The following is an 18,930-nucleotide window of genomic DNA, read 5'->3' on the forward strand; positions in this document are numbered from 1 at the left end:
GGGCTTGGTGGGGATAAAACTAACGGCGGCGCCGGGGATTTTTGTTGTTCGCAGGCGGCGGTGGTGGACCGGGCCGGCGGCCGGCGTCGCGTGGGAACAGCACGGCGTGCTGGTCTTCGCGTTCGCGGTCGCTGCGAGCGACATAGAGTGGCCGGCCATCGAGATCGCAGCCGGCGTAAAACATCGCCGTAGCCACCGTGCCAGGAGTGGGAATGAAACATTGCACCTGCTGCGGACGCCAGCCCTGTCGTTGAAACCACGCGGCGAGCTGCTGCATGTCGTCCATGGTGCAGCCCGGAAACGCGCTGATGATGTAGGGCACTATATACTGCTCCTTACCCAGCGCCTTGCTCCGCGCAGTAAAAATGTCGCAGAAGCGCTCAAAGAGCCGGAAATCCGATTTGCGCATGGCCGCCAGGACGTGCCCGACCGTGTGCTCGGGCGCCAATTTGAGGTGGCCGCTGACGAATTCGCCGATGAGGCCGTCCACAAAAACCGGGTCGCTCAGGGCCGCATCGTAACGGATGCCGCTGCCGATGCCGACATGGCGCACGCCAGGCAAGGCCCGCACATCACGCAGCAGAGACAGGTACTCGCGCTGCTGCAGCCGCAGCTGCGGACAAAGCGCCGGCGCCAGGCAGCTGGCGCGCCGACAGCCCTTGGCGTCGATGGCGCAAGCGCCCTGCCAGAGATTCGCGGTCGGCCCGCCGATATCCGACACGGTACCCGACCAGCCCGGCTGCTTCGTCATGCCCGTGACTTCGCGAATGATGGACGCCGCCGAGCGCGAGCTGAGGCGCCGTCCCTGGTGCAGAGCCAACGAGCAAAATGAACAGCCGCCACCACAGCCCCGCACGGCCGTCACGCTCCAGCGGACCATCTCCAGCGCCGGTATGGGCTCGCGATAGGACGGATGCGCGGCACGCGTGAAAGGCAGGCTGTAAAGATCGTCCATTTCGCTTTCGCTCAAGGGCGCCGGCGGCGGTTCCATGACGACATAGCGGCCGCCATGATCCTGCGCCAGGCGGCCAGTGCCACGATGGACCTGCGCCTCAATGGCCAGCGTCGCCGTCAGCAACAGCGTCTTGTCGCTCTGCATGGCTTCGTAGGACGGCAGCAACTCGGCGTCACCCGGCTCTTTGCTGATGGAGGCCGTGCCCGCGATGCCGACGACGTCTTCGCCGGCGGCCAGGCGCCGCGCCAGTTCCACAATCCCGCGCTCGCCCATGCCGTACATGAGCAGATCGGCCTTGCTGTCGAACAACAGCGACCGCCGCAGGCTGTCACTCCAAAAATCATAGTGCGCCGCCCGCCGTAAGGACGCCTCAATGCCGCCAAGGACCACAAAGAGGCCCGGAAAGGCCGCGCGCACGAGGTTCGTATAGACGATGCTCGCGCGGTTCGGCCGCGCACCAGAAACGCCGCCCGGCGTATACGCATCGTCACGGCGTATTTTGCGAAACGCCGTGTAGTGACTTAGCATGGAATCCAGACAGCCGGCGCCAATGCCACAAAACAGGCGCGGCCGCCCCAGACGCCGAATGTCCTCCGGACTGTCCCAACGCGGCTGCGCAATGATCCCGACCCGATAGCCCGCCTTGAGCAACAGTCTGCCCAACAACGGAATGCCAAAAGACGGATGATCCACATAGGCATCGCCACTCACCAGCAAAATGTCCAACTCCGACCACCCCAACGCAGACATCTCAGCCACCGTCGTCGGCAAAAATAACCGCGATGACAAACCCAACCCGCCAGCGGCGACGGGGCGGCAAGAAGCAGGCGCGGCGGCGGAACGCTGTGCGGCAGAAGCGGGCCGGCGGACAGATGAATCGGGGGTTCCGCCACCTGGCCGGCGGGCAGATGAATCGGGAGTTCCGCCACCTGGCCGGCGGACGGACGAGTCGGGCCGGCGTTGTTTGCGCTCAAAACGCCCGGCGCCCTTGCCTGATGAATTGTCTCGCTCAAATCCCGAGCCCATGTCGCTCCTCGCTATGCATTGCGTCTTGCCACCACTAGTCTGCTCAGCTCTTAATATACCGCCCATTGGCCACCTCGGGGACGCGTTGACGCTAGTGACTGCCATCGACTGCTATCGACTGCCGCCGGGACGGCGGCGCTCCCAGGGGGCTGCTCTCGACTGCCATCGACTGCCGCCGGGACGGCGGCGCTCCCAAGGGGCTGCTCTCGACTGCCATCGACTGCCGCCGGGACGGCGGCGCTCCCAAGGGGCTGCTCTCGACTGCTCTCGACTGCTCTCGACTGCTCTCGACTGCCGCCGGGACGGCGGCGCTCCCAGGGGGCTGCTCTCGACTGCCATCGACTGCTCTCGACTGCTCTCGACTGCTCTCGACTGCCGCCGGGACGGCGGCGCTCCCAGGGGGCTGCTATCGACTGCTATCGACTGCTATCGACTGCTATCGACTGCTATCGACTGCTATCGACTGCTATCGACTGCTCTCGACTGCTATCGACTGCTATCGACTGCTATCGACTGCTATCGACTGCTATCGACTGCTCTCGACTGCTATCGACTGCCGCCGGGACGGCGGCGCTCCCAGGGGGCTGCTCTCGACTGCTCTCGACTGCTCTCGACTGCTCTCGACGGCCATCGACTGCTCTCGACGGCTAGCGTGGATGGCATTATCCCCTGGGACGAATGTCCCCCCGCCTCCCCCGCCATGCTCGCACGCGGCGCTATTTGTGAAATTTGAGCGGAAGAAGAAATCGGCACTTCCGGCGAAGAGCCCTCAATAATCATGCCGAATAACGACAAGTTCTGACAAAAGACCCACACTTTTCTTGTGAATTATTTCACAAGCGAGCTTGCCAGCCTGGCGTATGGCCAATATATTCAAGGCCGGTTGATTTCGTCACCACGGGTCGGCAGATTGCTATCGTCGTGGCTGTACTTGCTAGTTGGTATAGAAAGGAGTGTTCTGATCTGGCATGAAAACCCTGGAAGAACTCAAGAGTGAGCGTGAGAGCGCGCGTCTGGCGATGGCGTTGCGTCTTGGTCCGCCGCGTCTGACGGTGAAGGTCGGCATGGGCGATATTGGTCTTGCTACAGGTGCTCGTGAGACGTTGAAGGCGTTCAGTGCGGCCTTGGCGGCGGCGGGCGTGCAGGACGTCGCGGTGCTTGCCTGTGGTTGTTGCTGTGCGCCGGAGTCGCAGGCGCCGACGGTGACCATTGAGGAGCCGGGGAAGGCCGCGGTGACCTACGCGAAGGTCGGTGTCGAGCTCGCTCGGCAGATTGTCGAAGAGCACATCATGCAGGGCCGGCAGCTGTCGGCGGCGCTGTTGAAATAAGGAGAATGACGATGTCAGAGAAAGAGCACACCTGCGGCTGTGACAACGCGTTGTATCAGGAACTCAACGCATTTATTGCGAGCGTGCCGCGCACCCGTGATTCATTGATACCGGTCTTGCACAAGGCGCAGGCGCTATTCGGTTACTTGCCGGTTGACCTGCAGGAATACATCGCGAAGGCGCTGGACGTTCCAGCCAGCGAAGTGTATGGCGTAGTGACCTTCTACACCTACTTCACCATGCAGCCGCGCGGTCGGCACACGATCAACGTGTGCTTGGGCACGGCCTGCTACGTGCGCGGAGCCAAGCAGGTCGTCGAGGCCTTCTCGGAGCTGCTGGGGATCAAGATTGGCGAGACCACGCCGGACCGTCGTTTCACCCTCACCGCGCAGCGCTGCTTTGGCGCCTGCGGGCTGGCGCCGGCGGTGATGATCAACCAAGATGTCCACGGCCGGGTGAATCCGAAAAAGGTGGCCGAATTACTGGAACAGTACAAATAGAGGCAAGGCAATGAATCACTATAGAACTCAGATACTGCTTTGTGCAGGCGGCGCCTGTATTTCATCCGGCTGCGAGAGTGTGCGCGACGCGCTGTTGCGCGAGATCAAGGCAAACGGCCTGGAGAGCGAGATCGAAGTCATCACCACGGGCTGCATGGGCATGTGCGAGATCGGCCCGATGATGGTGGTCAGCCCCGAAGGCATTTTCTATCAGAAGGTCAAACCCGAAGACATGGCCGACGTCGTCCGCGAGCACCTGGTGAAGGGTTGCGTGGTTGAACGGCTGCTGTACAAGCGCGCCGATAACGACGAGCTGCTGCGTTTCATGGAGGACATTCCCTTCTTCAAGCTGCAGAAGAAGATCGTCTTGCGCAACTGCGGCAAGATCAATCCCGAGAAGATCGAAGAGTACATTGCCGTCGGCGGTTACGAAGCACTGGGCAAGGCGCTCACCAGCATGACGCCCGAGCAGGTCATTGAGGAAGTGCTGACCTCCGGCCTCCGCGGCCGCGGCGGCGCGGGCTTCCCCACCGGCCTCAAATGGAAATTCACGGCGAAGGAAAGCGCCGATCAGAAGTACGTGCTGTGCAATGCGGACGAGGGCGACCCCGGTGCCTTCATGGACCGCAGCCAGCTCGAGGGCGATCCCCATTCGATCATCGAGGCCATGGCCATCGCCGGCTACGCGATCGGCGCCAGCAAGGGCTATGTCTATGTCCGCGCCGAATACCCGCTGGCCATCCAACGCCTGAGCAACGCGCTCGACCAAGCACGCGCCAAGGGCCTCCTCGGCGAGAATATCTTCAACTCCGATTTCTCTTTCGATCTGCAGATCCGGATGGGCGCCGGCGCCTTTGTCTGCGGCGAAGAGACCGCGCTGATGCGTTCCATCGAAGGCTACCGCGGTGAACCGCGGCCGAAGCCGCCGTTTCCGGCGCAGAAGGGCCTCTTTGAGAAGCCGACGGTGCTCAACAATGTCGAGACCTACGCGAATATCCCGTATATCATCATGCATGGCGGCGCCGAATTTGCGAAGATCGGTTCGGGCAAGAGCACGGGCACGAAAGTCTTTGCGCTGGCCGGCCACGTGAACAACTCCGGCCTGGTGGAAGTGCCCATGGGCATCACCCTGCGCGAGATCGTCTATGACATCGGCGGCGGCATCCGCGGCGGCAAGGACTTCAAGGCCGTGCAGATCGGCGGCCCCTCCGGCGGCTGTATCCCCAAAGAATATCTCGACACGCCCGTCACCTACGAGACCCTGCCCACGCTGGGCGCCATCATGGGCTCCGGCGGACTAATTGTCATGAATGAAGACGCCTGCATGGTCGACGTCGCCCGCTACTTCATGGATTTCATCCAGGACGAATCCTGCGGCAAGTGCACGCCCTGCCGTATCGGCACCAAGATCATGCTGGACCTCCTCAACAAGATCACCCACGGCGAAGGCACTGAGCAGGACCTCGAACAGCTGGAGTTTCTGGCCGGCCAGATCGGCAAATCCGCCTTGTGCGGCCTCGGCCAGACTGCCCCGAATCCGGTGCTGTCCACCCTGCGCTACTTCCGCCACGAATATGTCGAGCACATCAAGGACAAGCATTGCCGGAGCAAAGTCTGCCGTTCCATGCTGCGCTACACCATCGATGCGGCGGCCTGCAAAGGCTGTGGTCTGTGCAAGAAAGCCTGTCCGGCAGACGCCATCAGTGGCGAACGCAAGGCCCCGCACAGCATCGCCGCCGACAAGTGCATCCGCTGCGGCGCCTGCATGGAAGCGTGCCCCTTTACTGCAATTGAAGTGAAATAACCACAGAGGAATACGGCAATGACAGTCAATCTGACCATCGACAACCAGCCGGTGACGGTGCCAAAGGGGACGACCATCCTCAATGCCGCACGGTCCATCGGCATCAAGATTCCCACGCTCTGCCACATGGAAGGCGTCGTCTCCCCCGGTTCCTGCCGCGTCTGCCTGGTGGAAGTCGAAGGCGCGCGCACCCTGCTGCCGTCCTGCATCGCGCAGGTCGGCGAGGGCATGATCGTCCACGTCAATAGCAAGACCGCGCGGACGGCCCGGCGCACCTCAGTGGAGCTCATCCTGGCCAACCACCCGCTGGACTGCAACAACTGCTCGCGCAACAACAACTGCGAACTACAGACCATCGCCAGCGACATGGGGATCACCGCCTCGCGCTTCCCGCGCCTGGTGCAAGAGCACCCGCTGGACCTGTCCACTTCCGGACTGACCCGTGACATGAGCAAATGCATCCTCTGCCGGCGTTGCGTGACGGCCTGCCAGAACATCCAGCAGGTCGGCGTCCTCGCCGCCCAGAAGCGCGGTTTCGCGACCATCATCGGCGGCGGCGCTAAAGCCAACTTGGCCGAGACGACCTGCGTGCAGTGCGGCCAGTGCGCGGCGGTGTGCCCCGTCGGCGCCATCACCGAGAAGGATGCCATCGCGGACGTCTGGGCCGCCCTGGACGATCCCAAGAAGCACGTCGTGGTCCACACCGCGCCGGCGATTCGCGCGGCCCTGGGCGAGTGCTTCGGCATGCCCGCCGGCAGCCGCGTCACCGGCAAGATGGTCACCGCGCTGCGTCGCCTCGGCTTTGACAAAGTCTTCGACACCAATTTCGCGGCCGATCTGACCATTATGGAAGAGGGCTTCGAGCTGATCAAGCGCCTGACCGACGCTGTCCGCGACAAGAAGGCCGTGGCCCTGCCGCAGTTCACCAGCTGCTGCCCGGGCTGGATCAACTTCGCCGAGACCTTCTATCCCAAGTCCCTGCCCTATCTGTCGAGCTGCAAATCGCCCATGCAGATGGAAGGCCCACTGATCAAGACGTGGTACGCCCAGAAAGCCGGCATTGACCCGAAAGACATCGTCGTCGTCTCAGTCATGCCCTGCACCGCCAAAAAGCACGAGGCAAACCGCCCCGAAATGGTCGACTCCGGCTTCAAGGACACCGACTATGTACTGACCACCCGCGAGCTCGGCAAGATGGTCACCGCCGCCGGCATTGACTTCGTCAACCTGCCCGACGGCCGCGCCGACGAACTGGCCGGCGAGAGCACCGGCGCCGCGGACATCTTCGCCAACAGCGGCGGCGTGATGGAAGCGGCCCTGCGCACGGCCTACGAGGTCATCACTGGTCGCGAGCTGCCCTTCCCCAGCTTGCACGTGGCTTCCATCCAAGGCCTGGACGGCATCAAAGAGGCGGCCTTCAAGCTCGACGGCTGTAAGCCCGAGTTCAGCTTCCTGGAAGGCGTGACGGTCAAAGTCCTGGTCGCCCACGGCCTGGGCAATGCCCACAAGGTCTGCAAAAAACTCGAAGCCGGTGATCTTGCCGAGTACCAGTTCGTGGAAATTATGACCTGCCCCGGCGGCTGCATCGGCGGTGGCGGCCAGCCACGCATGACCGACGACAATGTGCGGCGCGCCCGCATCGCGGCAATATATTCGGAAGACGAGAGCCGCACCTTGCGCAAATCGCACGAGAACCCCGAGATCAAGCGGATTTACGCTGAATTCCTGGGCGAACCTCTCGGGCACAAGTCCCACCATCTGTTGCACACGACTTACACGCCCCGGCAGTAGCCGCGGGTCCAAAAACGCTGCCGCCCGACGCTGTAACCAGCCCGGGCGGCAGAACGTGAAACAGGGCTTATGTTGATGTGGCACCAGAAAAGAGGCGCTGCTGTGCATAGGTCCTGTTTTTTGCAGGAGAGCGAAGCATGAATAAAAAGATCAGCATACCCGAGCGCACCGTCACCCGGCTGTGTTTGTATCGGCGCATTCTGCTCATGCTGTTGCCAGAGGGCCGCGACTATGTCCGCTCACAGGAGCTAGCGACGCTGGCGCGCGGCAGTTCGGCGCAGGTGCGGCGTGACATCATGTCGCTGGGCTACGCCGGCCTCCCCAGCAAGGGCTACCGGGTGCACGACCTCCTGGCCAGCATCGGCGAGCTACTTGACGCGCCGGAGGTGGAGTCCGTCGCCCTGGTGGGCGTGGGCAATCTCGGCCATGCCCTGCTGTCCTACCTGGTCGGACGACGTCCAAACCTCACCATCCGGGCAGCGTTTGACGCTAACCCCGCCCTGCAGGGCCTAGCCATCTACGGCTGCCCCTGCTACCGGCCTGAGGACATGGAAACCGTCCTGGCCAACTACAACATCCGCACGGCAATCCTGGCGGTGCCGGCAGGAACAGCCCAGACGGTGGCCGAACGGCTGGTCGCCTGCGGTATCCGCAGTATCCTCAACTTCGCGCCGACCCGACTCAATCTGCCCAATGATATCTACGTCGAAGACATGGATATCAGCGCGTCACTCGAACGCGCGGCATTCTACGCCCGCCGCACAGAAGACGACAGCGCCGCGCAGGCGCAATCCTGACTTGTCGCCTTTCTTGCGACCCCCGGCGGCTTTTGTCCATTCCTGTCTTTAACTCTTTTTCCTGTGAGCTATATTTGAGCCGCGCTCCTCTCCAAATGTAGCCGAATCTTTGCAGGAAAAACACCACGACATGCCTGACATCACTCCCCTCCTCCCGCCATCCCAGAATCGCAAGCCGCACACGGCCATTTTTCTCAGTGGCAGCGGCAGCAATGCCGAAGAGATCATCAAGGTTCTGCAGGCCTTGGACAGCGCCCCGCTGGAACTCAAAGCCCTGGTCACCGATGCGCCCAAAACCAGCCGCGCCGTCGAGCTAGGCAAAAACTACAAACTGCCGGTGATTGGCGTCGACATCCGCGAATTCTACGCCCAGCACGGCGAATCGCGCGTGTCCATCGCCACCCCCAAGGGCCAGGCGGTGCGCAAGGCCTGGACCGACGAAGTCCGCCGCCAGATCGCACCCCTGCAGCTCGACTTTGCCATCTTTGCCGGCTTCGTGCCGCTAACCAATCTCACCGAGGACTTCCCCTGCCTCAATGTCCACCCCGGCGATCTGACCTACCTCAAAAATGGCGAGCGGCTGCTGGTCGGTCTGCACACCGTGCCGATCGAACGGGCCATCCTGGAGGGCCTGCACTCCCTGCGCAGCAGCGTGATCATCGCTCTGCCCTACACCGGCAAAGGCGCCGAGATGGACAACGGCCCCGTGCTGGGCATCTCCGGCGAAGTCCCCGTCGACCTGGACGGCGTGAGCCACGCGACACTGCTGGCGGACATGCGTAAACGCCCGTCACTGCGGCCGCGCGGCGGCTTCGGCGACCGCCTGGAAGCCGTCGCCAAAAAGAATCAGGAAAACCTCAAACGCGGTGGCGACTGGGTGGTCTTCCCCAGAGTCGTCATCGACTATGCTGAAGGACGTTTCGGCATGGCCGAAAATGACCAGCTCATGTACCTCATCGGCGATAAATGGCACGCCATCAAAACCGTCATCTACCACCAAAACGGACACAAGGAACTGGTGCTCTGATTTTCTCCCAGAAATCCGACCGATCCGACCGATCCGACTGATCCGACTGATCATCGACCTGATCGGTCCGATCCGTCCGATCAGTCCGATCGGTCCGCGAAAAAACAGTTGCTCGTACTGCTCTTCCCCCGTCACTCCTGGTTTTCGGGCAAGTCCACGGCCTGTTCGCCGGAGACATTGTGCATCGCCTCAAGACCGGGGAGGACGATATCGGCGGTGCATGACGCGGGGATGACGAAGCGGCAGCGGATGATGCCGTGTTCGCGTTTCCACTCGCTATGGAAAGTCCCGCGCAGGCATTCGTGGCTGACCTTCACCCAATCGAGATCGCGTACAAAGCACGGGCGGATGAGCACGTGCTTGCAGCCCGGGCCTTCCTTGGTCGGGGAGATGCCGCCGAGGTACTGGTAGAACCACGCAGAGAGATCGCCGAACATGATGTGATTACGCGAACTGCCGCCTGCCCAGCTTTCCCACAGCGTCGTTTCGCCCAGCTTTGCCCAGTGGCCCCAGCCGGGAAAGTCCGTCTGGGTGAGGAGCTTGAAGGCGTCGTCGGCATAGCCGTTATCCGCCAACACCCGCGGCACGTACTTGGCACCGAGGATGCCGAAATCGACTTTGTGGGCGTTGGCGCGGACTTTCTCGGCCAGCGCTGCGGCGATCTTGCCACGCTCGGCATCGGGCGCCAGCCCAAAATACAGGGCCGTGGCCAGCGAAGTCCACTCGCCACCGGCGTAGATGCCGTCGCCGCGATGGAACTTGGCGTTGATAGCACTGCGAATGCGGCCGGCGAGGGTCTGGTACTGCGTGGCCTCGTCACCACGACCAAGGATGCGGGCGAATTCGGCCATAAGCGTCGCGTCATAGAAGTAATAGGCGCTGGAGGTCAGTTCCACGGGCGCCATGTGATCCTTGTCAAAAGGACACCAGTCGCCCAGGCCGAAGCGCACGAGATTGCCTTCGGACATGCCTTGGCAGTAGTCCAGATAGAGCTTCATGGCGCCGTAATGGCGGCTGATGGTCGCCGTGTCGCCGCAGAACAGATACAAGCGCCATGGGTATTCGAAGAGCAGAGTGTCCCAGGCCGGTCCGCTACCCCAGTTGAAGCCCCAGCCGCCGGTCGGGGCGATGCCGGGCAGTTGGCCGCTGGGCCGCTGCGTATCTGCCAGCAGCTGCACGAAGTGGGTGAAAGCCCGCCGCACGTCATAATTCCACAGGCCGGTCTCGGTGGCCAGCTGGGCATCACCGGTCCAGCCGTTCTTTTCGCGGTGCGGGCAGTCAGTGGGAATGCCCACGAAATTCGAGAGAAAGCTCTGTTGCGTCATCGCCTGGAGCTGGTTGGCGACGTCATGCGAACAGGCGAAAGCGCCGGCGCCGGCAAAAGCGTTATGCACCATGCAGGCGCGGATGGCGCTGAGTTTGGCGCCACCGCTGAGGATGACCTTCACATAGCGAAAACCGTGGTAAGTAAAACGCGGCGACCAGCTTTCCTCGCCCTGCCCTTTCAGTCGGTAGTGGTCTTCCTGAAAGACGCCTTCCTTGACAAATTTGGCGATGTTCTCGCGATCAATGTCGCCATTGTCGGCGACGCGTTCGCTATACTGCAGCGCGACTTCGGCGCCGGCAGGGCCCGACACCGTGATGTCGCAGTGCCCGGCCATATTGAGCGCAAAGTCATAGACCACCGCGCCGTCGGCGAGCGTCGTGCTCCCGGCCGCATCGATGCGCCGCATGACCTTGCAGGGCTCAAGGTCTTCGCGTACAATCAGCCCGCCAGGCGGATTGCATTGCCGGGCGGCGCGCCAGGCGCTGTCGTCAAAATCGGGATCGGCGAAGCCGGGTATTTCCTTGGCGGCGTCATAGAATTCGCCGTTGCGCAGGCCATCGAAAGTCACGGGACTGGCGATGGTTTTCCAGCTCGCATTGCTGGACACGGCGACGCGGCCGTCGATTTCGACATCGCAGAGCAATTTGGGGAAATCGCGCCAGGGCGCCTTGTCAAAACACCACACTTCGTGGGTATGGCAATTATACCAGCCATTGCCGAGGAGTACCACCAAGGCGTTCTTGCCAGGCCGCAGTAGCGCCGTGACGTCGTAGTCGATAAAGCTGGCGCGCCGATCGTACTGCGTCACCACGGGCGCCAACACGCGATCATCGACCTTCTGGCCATTGACGTACAACTCATGCCAGCCCAGGCCACACAGATACACCACGGCCTTTTTGGGGACCGTGGCGCACGCGAAGGTCTTGCGCAAATAGGGCGCCGGCCCGACCGGCGCGTTGTAGTTGCAGGTCCCATTGCTGCCATTGATCCAGTAACCATGCCATGTGCGTTTCATTGTCCTGTCCCTAGTTGTGAGCCTGAGTGATAAAAGGGTAATGTGCGAAATCTTGTGATAGAAAGAAAAACTTGACTCAGTGGTTCTGAATCCTTTGCCTGCGCCTACGGGGCAAATTCACGCACAAATGCTTGACAAGCAGGTTATTGTAAAAAATTCTTTTTGCATAAGAAGAGTTTTGATCATATTTGCACCAGGAATCATTGATTGGCAACTACAGGTTTCATCACAAAACTTCGCACATTAACGATAAAAGACATCGCCCCATAAATTTGCCCGCTGAACTGGTCAACACACACGCATATCCCTTGCGGGCCACGCGTGATGGCCGCTTTTGCTTAACACATTCTTCAACGTAATACCACCCCCGCTTCACGCAAGCACCACGCCCAGCAGTTTTCCGCAGCTGGCGGTCGCAACGACAAAGAAGCAGAGGTCTGGGACTGCCAAGCAACCTATCTTAATAAATCTGCGTCAATCTGCGGAATCTGCGGACAAAAATACAACCAATGCCGCCGCCGGAACGGCTGCGCAATTCACGGCTATATTGCTGCCCGTGCCGTCACCGGTGTGGGCGCTTGACCACGCCAACACCATCGCTGCCGCCAACACCGTCGCTGCCGCCAACACCGTCGCTGCCGCCGACACGGCCACAGGCGCCGCCATTATCTGTCAACTGAACGCCCCAGGGAGAGAATTGTCATGAAAATCGCCGTTGACTTTGCCGCCGCATGCGGGAGGAAGATCAAGCCCTTGCACGGGATCAACAACAGCCCCATCGCCCTGTACAAGCCCCTGCCCGAGCTGCTGCAGGCCGGCATACCCTACATTCGCCTGCACGACACCGGCGGCGCCTACGGCGGCAACTGCTACGTGGACATACCCAACGTCTTCCCGGATTTCAACGCCGACGAAAATGACCCGGCGTCTTACCGTTTTGAGTTCACCGACGCGTACTTCAAGCAGCTGGTCGCGTCGGGCATGAAGATCTTCTACCGCCTGGGCGTGACCATCGAGAACAACTTCCGGCTTCACGCCTACCGCATTGCGCCGCCCGCGGACCCGGCGAAATGGGCGCGCATCTGTGAACACGTCGTCCGGCACTACAACGAAGGCTGGGCAAACGGCTGCCACTACGGCATCGAGTACTGGGAAATCTGGAACGAGCCGGAAAATCCGCCCATGTGGAGCGGCACCCGCGATCAATTCTTTGAGCTCTATCAGGTCACCGCCACGCATTTGCGCGAATGCTTCCCGCACATCAAGATCGGCGGCTACGCTTCCTGCGGTTTTTACGCCATCAACCGCCCAAAACCCACGGAATTCTTCAAGAGCTTCATCACCTGGTTTGATGAATTCCTGCAGCTCGTGCGTAAAAACAAGCTGCCACTGGACTTCTACTCCTGGCACCTCTACACGACCGACCCGGAGGAAATCATCCTCCACGCCCGCTACGTCCGCCAAAAACTGGACGAGTACGGTTTCCAGCAGGTCGAAAGCATTTTCAACGAGTGGAATTTTGTGTCGCCGGATGAAGAGCGCCGCTGGGACCTGATGAAGGAAGCGCCGGGCGCGGCTTTCGTCGCCGCCGCGTTCGCGCTGATGCAGCGGGACAGCATCGACAAGGCCATGTATTACGACGCCCTACCCACCCGCCGCTACTGCGGGCTGTATTATTTCCCCAGCGGCAAGACCACGAAGACCTACTGTTCCTTCCTGGCCTTCAATCAGCTCTATAAGCTGGGCGACGAATGCGCCGCTAGCTGCGACGGCAAGAACGCCTACGTCCTGGCTGCTGCCGCCGGCACCAAGGGCGCCGTGCTCGCGGTCAACAACAGCAAGAAGGGCAAAAAGGTCGTCTGGGACATCAAAAACGCCCCCGCCGCCATGCAGGCATTCCTCATCAGCAGCAAGCACGCACTCGACCGCGTGGATTTCACCGCCGACTTCAGCCTGCCGCCATTCTCCGTGCTGCTGCTCCTCAGCAATGATGACCTGCAGAAGACCGCAGCGGTCAGCGCCACCGGCAAATTCGCCGGCCTGGGCTGACGCGGCGGCTCATGTTCAGCGCGGGGTGGAATTGCGCGTCTGCACGGCCAGTTTTGATGGCGACACAGTGACTTTGGAATGTGGCGGCATGGCTTCGGTGAGCCACACGTTGCCGCCAACCACCGAGTGGTGGCCGATGGTGATGTCGCCCAGAATGGTCGCCTCGGCGTAGATCGTGACGTGGTCCTCGATATTGGGGTGGCGCTTGGTGCCCTTGATGAGCTTGCCGCAGGCGTCCTTGGGAAAACTCAGTGCCCCCAGGGTGACGCCCTGGTAGAGCTTCACGTGTTCGCCGATGATCGCCGTTTCGCCGATGACCACGCCGGTGCCGTGGTCGATGAAGAAATGCGCCCCAATGGTCGCGCCGGGATTGATGTCAATGCCGGTGACGGCGTGGGCGTACTCGCTCATCACTCGGGGAATCAGCGGCACTTTCTGCACGTAGAGTTCGTGGGCGAGGCGATGAATGCTGATGCACTTGAAACCCGGGTAGGCCAGGATGATCTCGTCCAGGGTGCGGGCGGCGGGATCGCCATCCAGCGCGGCCTGCGCGTCGGTCAGCAGCACTTCGCGAATCGCGGGCAGTTTCTGCAAGAGGGCAATGACGGTTTCCTGCGCGCGAGTCCGGCAGGGCTTGTCGCAGCTGTCTTTGTCACAACGGAAAGCATAGGCTTTGGCGACCTGGTCAGTCAGGCCGTTCTGGACCTGATTGAGCATTTCACCCAAGGCAAAGAACTGCCCCTCAGCATGGAACTGATGCCGGCCGGTGTAGCCTGGAAACAGCAACTCCAGCAGCTGTTGCAACAGGCGCAGAATCACCTCCTGCTGGGGGATGCCGCAACGCTCCATGTAGCTGACGCCACCAGCACGCTCATAGCTGGCGCACAGGCCATCAACAACGCCTTTGGCCAAATCGTCGTTCCACAAGCTGTCTTCCTGGCAGCGACGGCAATCGACAGTTCCCAGATTCAGTTCTTCGCTCATGGTCATTTACTCCCAGGGTTGGACCGCTCAGGCGCGTCCTCGTGTTCTTTTTCCAGCATGATGGTCACAGGGCCGTCGTTCACTAGACGGACCGCCATGTTCGCACCAAAACGGCCCGTCGCCACAGGCAGACCGCCACAGGCAAGGCGTTCGACAAAATGTTCGTAGAGCGGTTCCGATATCTCCGGCGGCGCTGCGTCAACAAAACTGGGCCGGCGCCCCCGGCGAGTGTCGCCATAAAGGGTGAACTGACTGACAACCAGCATCTCGCCGTCGCCATCCAGCAGAGACAGATTCATTTTGCCGGCGGCGTCTTCGAACACGCGCAGATTGAGGCACTTGTCCGCGAGAAATTCTGCCTCGGCGAGCGTATCGCCCAGGCGCACCCCCAGGAAGATGAGCAGGCCCCGGCCAATCTGGCCGACGACCTCCCCAGCGATGGTCACTGATGCCTCCGACACTCTCTGAATCAACGCCCGCATCGCAGTTCTCCGCTTCTTAGCGTCCGACCAAGGCCAGGACCTCTTCCACCGGCAGGCCGATGACGTTGCTCAGCAGCCCGTCAATACCCGCCACGATCATCTCGCCGTGCTCCTGAATGCCGTAGGCGCCGGCCTTATCCAGCGGATTGACCAGGGCAAAATAGCCGTCGATGACCGCGTCGTCCAAGGCGCGGAAGCGCACCGTCGTCCGCGCCAGCCAGCAGTGCTCGGCGCAGTCACGCAAGAGGCATACGCCGGTGAGCACAGTGTGCTCCCGGCCGGCAAAGGCCCGCAACATCGCCCGGGCCGCCGGCAGGTCCGCCGGCTTGCCGAAGATCTGTCCGGCGAAGGCGATGACGGTGTCCGCGCCCAGCACGAGCCGGCCGGGCATGGCCGCGGCAACGGCCCGGGCCTTGGCGCTGGCCAATCGCAGCACCAGCGCCTCGGGGCTCTCGCCCGCCTGGGGGGCTTCGGGGATGTCTGCCGTGCGGATCTCCAAAGGCACGCCCGCACGCACCAGCAGTTCGCGGCGCCGTGGCGATGCCGATGCCAGCACCAGCGTTTCATCGCCAGCCAGGCGCAAGGCGCTAATGGGTGTAATCGCCGTTGCTGCTGCCATCAGGATTTCCGCATGCCCTTACCGCGCTGGATGCGCCGTTTGGTCGCCTGGTATTCACTTTCACGCGAACGTTTGGCACCGGCGGCCGAGCGTCGCGTGGCGTTGGCATTGTCGAGCGATTCGCGCTCGCGCAAGTCAATGAAGATGGGCATGCCCGCCTCGGGGTAGAAGGCATCGCGAATCTGATTCTCCAAAAACTGCAGGTAGTTGCGCGGACAGAGCGACTTCTTGTTGACGAAGAGGAGGAAACTCGGCGGCGGACAGCCCCGCATGGTCCCGTAGAAAATCTTGAAACGCTTGAGGCCATTGCTCGGCGGCGGATTGCGCGCGAGGGTGTCCTGCAGAAACTGGTTGAAGACTGCCGTGGGCACGCTCACCCGCATTTGCTCGCGGACATGCAGGAGCTGCGCCGCGATCTGCTGGCAGTTGTGACCGCTCAGTGCGGATATCAGCAGAATCGGCGCGTGGTTCATGAAGGACATTTCCGCCCGCACCTGCGCCTGAAAATCGCGTGCTTTCACGCCCTCGGCGCTGACCAAGTCCCACTTGTTGGCCAGCAGCACGCAGGGCTTGCGCGCTTCGACAATGACCCGGCCGATGCGGCGTTCCTGGGTGGTGCAGGGGTCGGTACCGTCAATCATGAACAGCACGATGTCGCAACGGCGAATCGCCGCTTCCGAGCGGGACAGACTGAAGAATTCGACCACGGTGTCAACCTGCTTCTTGCGGCGCATGCCGGCCGTGTCGATCAGCGTCAGCGGCAGCTCCGTGCCATCGACGGTAAGGGAGAAAGGTATCTCAATGGCGTCGCGCGTCGTGCCGGGAATGTCGCTGACCATCACGCGATTGGTCCCCAGCAGGCGATTCACCAGCGACGACTTGCCCACATTCGGGCGGCCAACCACGGCAATCTGCAAACGCTCCTCGGGGGCTTCCGCCGCGGCATCGCTTGCCGGCAGCAGCTGCATGGCGCGATCAACCAAGTCGGAGATGCCCAGGCGATGCGTGCAACTCGTGGGCACGATGTGCTCGTAACCCAGTGCGGCAAAGGCGCCTTCGGCTTCCGCACGAACCATGTCGTTGTCGGCCTTGTTGGCCGCGATGACCACCGGCTTGCCGGTGCGGCGTAGGAAATCGCTGACCTCTTGGTCCTGCGGGGTGATGCCGTCCTGGCAATTCAGCACCCAGATCAGCACCGATGCTTCGGCGACGACCTCGGCGACCTGCTCGCGGATCATGCCGTCAAAGAGATCCGTGGCCTTTTCCCGGCTGTGAATGCCGAGACCGCCGGTGTCAACCAGCAGAAAACGCTGGCCAAAATGCTCGCAGGGCGCCGCCACGCGATCACGGGTGACCCCGCTTTGCTCGTGAACAATCGACACCCGCCGGCCGAGGATGTTGTTGAATAACGCGGACTTCCCGACATTCGGGCGGCCGACAATCGCAATAACAGGACGTGATGATGCCATGGTGCGGGTCTTTCTCTCTGGTTTTGTCGTCACTAATCAATCATTCGCGCCTGGCCATGGACTGTCGCACACACCCCATGCAGCCGCTGCCGCAGCGGCTGCGTCAGTATCTCTCCAAAGCAATTTTCAGGCGGGCCAGCGAGCGTTCGCGGCCCAGAAGCTCGACGGTCTCGTAGATGCCTGCGCCAACGCCGCTGCCGGTGACCGCCGCGCGCAAGGGCTGATTCAATTTGCCGTGGGCGAGACCGGCCTGGTCGCAGGCCGCCTGGATGGCGCTTTCAATGCCCGCGGCAGCAAAGTCCGGCAGGGCCGCGAAGAGCGCCGATATGGCCTGCAGCGCGGCGCGCACGGCCGGGTCTTTGAGCTGCTTGACGCAGACTTTTTCGTCGTATTCCGGCACGTCGACGAAGAAGTACGACCACTGCTCCAGGTCGGCAAAGCGCTTCACGCGGCTCTGCATGAGGGCGCAGACCGCCTGCAGCTGACTGTCGCTGACGGCGCTCACCCATGGGTAGCGCTTGAGCCAGTCGCGGCTCACGGCCAGAAATTCGTCCGCCGGCATTTCGGCGATGTACTGGCCGTTGAGATTGGTCAGTTTCTGGATGTCCATCTGCGCGGATGCGTGGAGGACCCGCGACAGCGAGAACGCCGCGGTAAGCTCCTGGCGGCTCATCTTTTCGCGGTCGTCGCCGGGGGACCAGCCCAGCAGGCTCAGATAGTTGAACAGCGCGTCGGCGACAAAGCCGTTGTCGCGGAAATCGCCCACGAAGGCATCGCCATCGCGTTTGCTGTAGGGCTTGCCAGCGGCGTTGACGATCATGGGCAGGTGCGCGTAGGTCGGCACCACCGCGCCCAGGCAACTGAAAAGCATGATATGCCGGAAGGTGTTCTCCACGTGGTCATCGCCACGGATGATGTGGGTGATGCCCTGGGTGATGTCGTCAACCACATTGGCCAGATGGAAGACCGGCGAGCCGTCGCTGCGCACGATCACCACGTCGCGCATACTGTCCAGCGGCTTGCTCATATCGCCCTTGACCTCGTCGTGGTAGCTGATCACGCGTCGCGTAAAGCGCAGTATGGCGGCACCGGGAACGCTGAATTCCGCGCCGTCGCGCAGGATCGCGTCCTCTTTGCCGGCGAGAGTGAAGAGCACCTGTTCCGCCGCGTCGAGGACCTGCAGGTCCAGGCAGCCCGCCAGACAGCAGCCGCCCGGCGCTGGCGTGCCTTTTTTGGAGATGCCGGCGTAGTCCACGCCCTTGCCGTTGACCTGCACCGGGATCTCCGGGTGCACCGGCACGTCAACCGTGCCTACCGACGACACGCCGGGAATGCGCTCGGCCGCAAAGGGAATGCGGAAGACAATCGCCTCGCCACCGCCGCCCTTGGCATCGCGATAGGCATCGCCGGCAGCCAATAGACGCTCCGCCGCCGCCAGATGCTTCTGCACCTGCGACGTCTGGTACAACGGCGGCTTCTCATCAAAAGCCAAGCCAAGCCATTCCATGACCTCCAGCAGGGTCGCAATGGCCTCCGGCGTCGAACGCTCTAGATCCGTGTCCTCAATGCGCAGCAGAAATGACCCGCCTTCATGCCGGGCAAACAACCAGTTGAAAATCGCCGCACGAATATTGCCGATGTGGACCTGGCCCGTCGGCGACGGCGCAAAACGAACACGCACACTCATGAATTCTGTCCTCAATTCTCGCAAGGTGACCTGACAATCAGCAAACAATAGGCAAACTGCTTAATATAAG

14 protein-coding genes are annotated in these 18,930 nt (G+C 61.9%); 7 read left to right on the forward strand and 7 right to left on the reverse strand.

All coding sequences use genetic code 11. From position 1 onward, the window contains the following. Positions 1 to 19: 19 nt before the first annotated feature. The gene (locus J3R75_RS00845) at positions 20 to 1,705 is read right to left on the reverse strand and encodes a YgiQ family radical SAM protein (RefSeq protein WP_370882354.1); all 1,686 of its coding nucleotides are present in this window, start codon (positions 1,703 to 1,705) and stop codon (positions 20 to 22) included. Positions 1,706 to 2,949: 1,244 nt separating this feature from the next. Between J3R75_RS00845 and J3R75_RS00850 the strand changes: the two genes are divergently transcribed. The 6 genes from J3R75_RS00850 (at position 2,950) to J3R75_RS00875 (ending at position 9,228) form a co-directional block, all read left to right on the forward strand. Next, positions 2,950 to 3,309: a hypothetical protein gene (locus J3R75_RS00850; RefSeq protein ID WP_307259242.1), complete on the forward strand. Its 360-nt coding sequence runs from the start codon at positions 2,950 to 2,952 to the stop codon at positions 3,307 to 3,309. An 11-nt stretch (positions 3,310 to 3,320) separates the two neighbouring features. Then, entirely contained in the window at positions 3,321 to 3,809 is a 489-nt protein-coding gene (nuoE, locus tag J3R75_RS00855) for an NADH-quinone oxidoreductase subunit NuoE (RefSeq protein ID WP_307259245.1), read from the forward strand. A 10-nt stretch (positions 3,810 to 3,819) separates the two neighbouring features. Continuing rightward, positions 3,820 to 5,613, forward strand: a complete 1,794-nt coding sequence (gene nuoF / locus J3R75_RS00860; protein ID WP_307259247.1) for an NADH-quinone oxidoreductase subunit NuoF — start codon at positions 3,820 to 3,822, stop codon at positions 5,611 to 5,613. Between the two features lie 18 nt (positions 5,614 to 5,631). Beyond that, positions 5,632 to 7,404 (forward strand): NADH-dependent [FeFe] hydrogenase, group A6, encoded by a 1,773-nt coding sequence (locus J3R75_RS00865; RefSeq protein WP_307259249.1) that lies wholly within the window; start codon positions 5,632 to 5,634, stop codon positions 7,402 to 7,404. A gap of 137 nt (positions 7,405 to 7,541) precedes the next feature. Next, positions 7,542 to 8,201 (forward strand): redox-sensing transcriptional repressor Rex, encoded by a 660-nt coding sequence (locus tag J3R75_RS00870; protein WP_307259251.1) that lies wholly within the window; start codon positions 7,542 to 7,544, stop codon positions 8,199 to 8,201. A 130-nt stretch (positions 8,202 to 8,331) separates the two neighbouring features. After that, entirely contained in the window at positions 8,332 to 9,228 is an 897-nt protein-coding gene (locus J3R75_RS00875; RefSeq protein ID WP_307259253.1) for a hypothetical protein, read from the forward strand. Between the two features lie 131 nt (positions 9,229 to 9,359). On the opposite strand, the gene J3R75_RS00880 is transcribed toward J3R75_RS00875, so the two are convergent. Further along, on the reverse strand, positions 9,360 to 11,570 hold the full coding sequence (locus tag J3R75_RS00880) for an alpha-L-rhamnosidase (RefSeq protein ID WP_307259255.1): 2,211 nt from the start codon (positions 11,568 to 11,570) through the stop codon (positions 9,360 to 9,362). A gap of 702 nt (positions 11,571 to 12,272) precedes the next feature. On the opposite strand from J3R75_RS00880, the gene J3R75_RS00885 reads away from it, so the two are divergent. Next, positions 12,273 to 13,619, forward strand: a complete 1,347-nt coding sequence (locus J3R75_RS00885; RefSeq protein WP_307259257.1) for a GH39 family glycosyl hydrolase — start codon at positions 12,273 to 12,275, stop codon at positions 13,617 to 13,619. A gap of 15 nt (positions 13,620 to 13,634) precedes the next feature. On the opposite strand, the gene epsC is transcribed toward J3R75_RS00885, so the two are convergent. The 5 genes from epsC to J3R75_RS00910 all read right to left on the reverse strand — a co-directional run bounded on the left by epsC (position 13,635) and on the right by J3R75_RS00910 (position 18,860). After that, positions 13,635 to 14,603 carry a serine O-acetyltransferase EpsC gene (gene epsC, locus J3R75_RS00890; protein WP_307259259.1) on the reverse strand — a complete coding sequence of 323 codons (969 nt, stop codon included), beginning with the start codon at positions 14,601 to 14,603 and terminating at the stop codon, positions 13,635 to 13,637. 2 nt (positions 14,604 to 14,605) lie between these two features. After that, the gene (dtd, locus tag J3R75_RS00895) at positions 14,606 to 15,085 is read right to left on the reverse strand and encodes a D-aminoacyl-tRNA deacylase (protein WP_307259261.1); all 480 of its coding nucleotides are present in this window, start codon (positions 15,083 to 15,085) and stop codon (positions 14,606 to 14,608) included. A 16-nt stretch (positions 15,086 to 15,101) separates the two neighbouring features. Next, positions 15,102 to 15,704 carry a Maf family protein gene (locus J3R75_RS00900; RefSeq protein WP_307259262.1) on the reverse strand — a complete coding sequence of 201 codons (603 nt, stop codon included), beginning with the start codon at positions 15,702 to 15,704 and terminating at the stop codon, positions 15,102 to 15,104. Beyond that, positions 15,704 to 17,173 (reverse strand): ribosome biogenesis GTPase Der, encoded by a 1,470-nt coding sequence (der, locus tag J3R75_RS00905; protein ID WP_307259264.1) that lies wholly within the window; start codon positions 17,171 to 17,173, stop codon positions 15,704 to 15,706. The genes J3R75_RS00900 and der overlap by 1 nt, the downstream gene beginning before the upstream one ends. A gap of 103 nt (positions 17,174 to 17,276) precedes the next feature. Further along, complete coding sequence (locus J3R75_RS00910; protein ID WP_307259266.1) at positions 17,277 to 18,860, reverse strand: glutamate--tRNA ligase; 1,584 nt, start codon at positions 18,858 to 18,860, stop codon at positions 17,277 to 17,279. Between the last annotated feature and the right edge of the window lie 70 nt (positions 18,861 to 18,930).

Source organism: Oligosphaera ethanolica, from assembly GCF_030814695.1.
Lineage (GTDB): Bacteria > Verrucomicrobiota > Lentisphaeria > Oligosphaerales > Oligosphaeraceae > Oligosphaera > Oligosphaera ethanolica.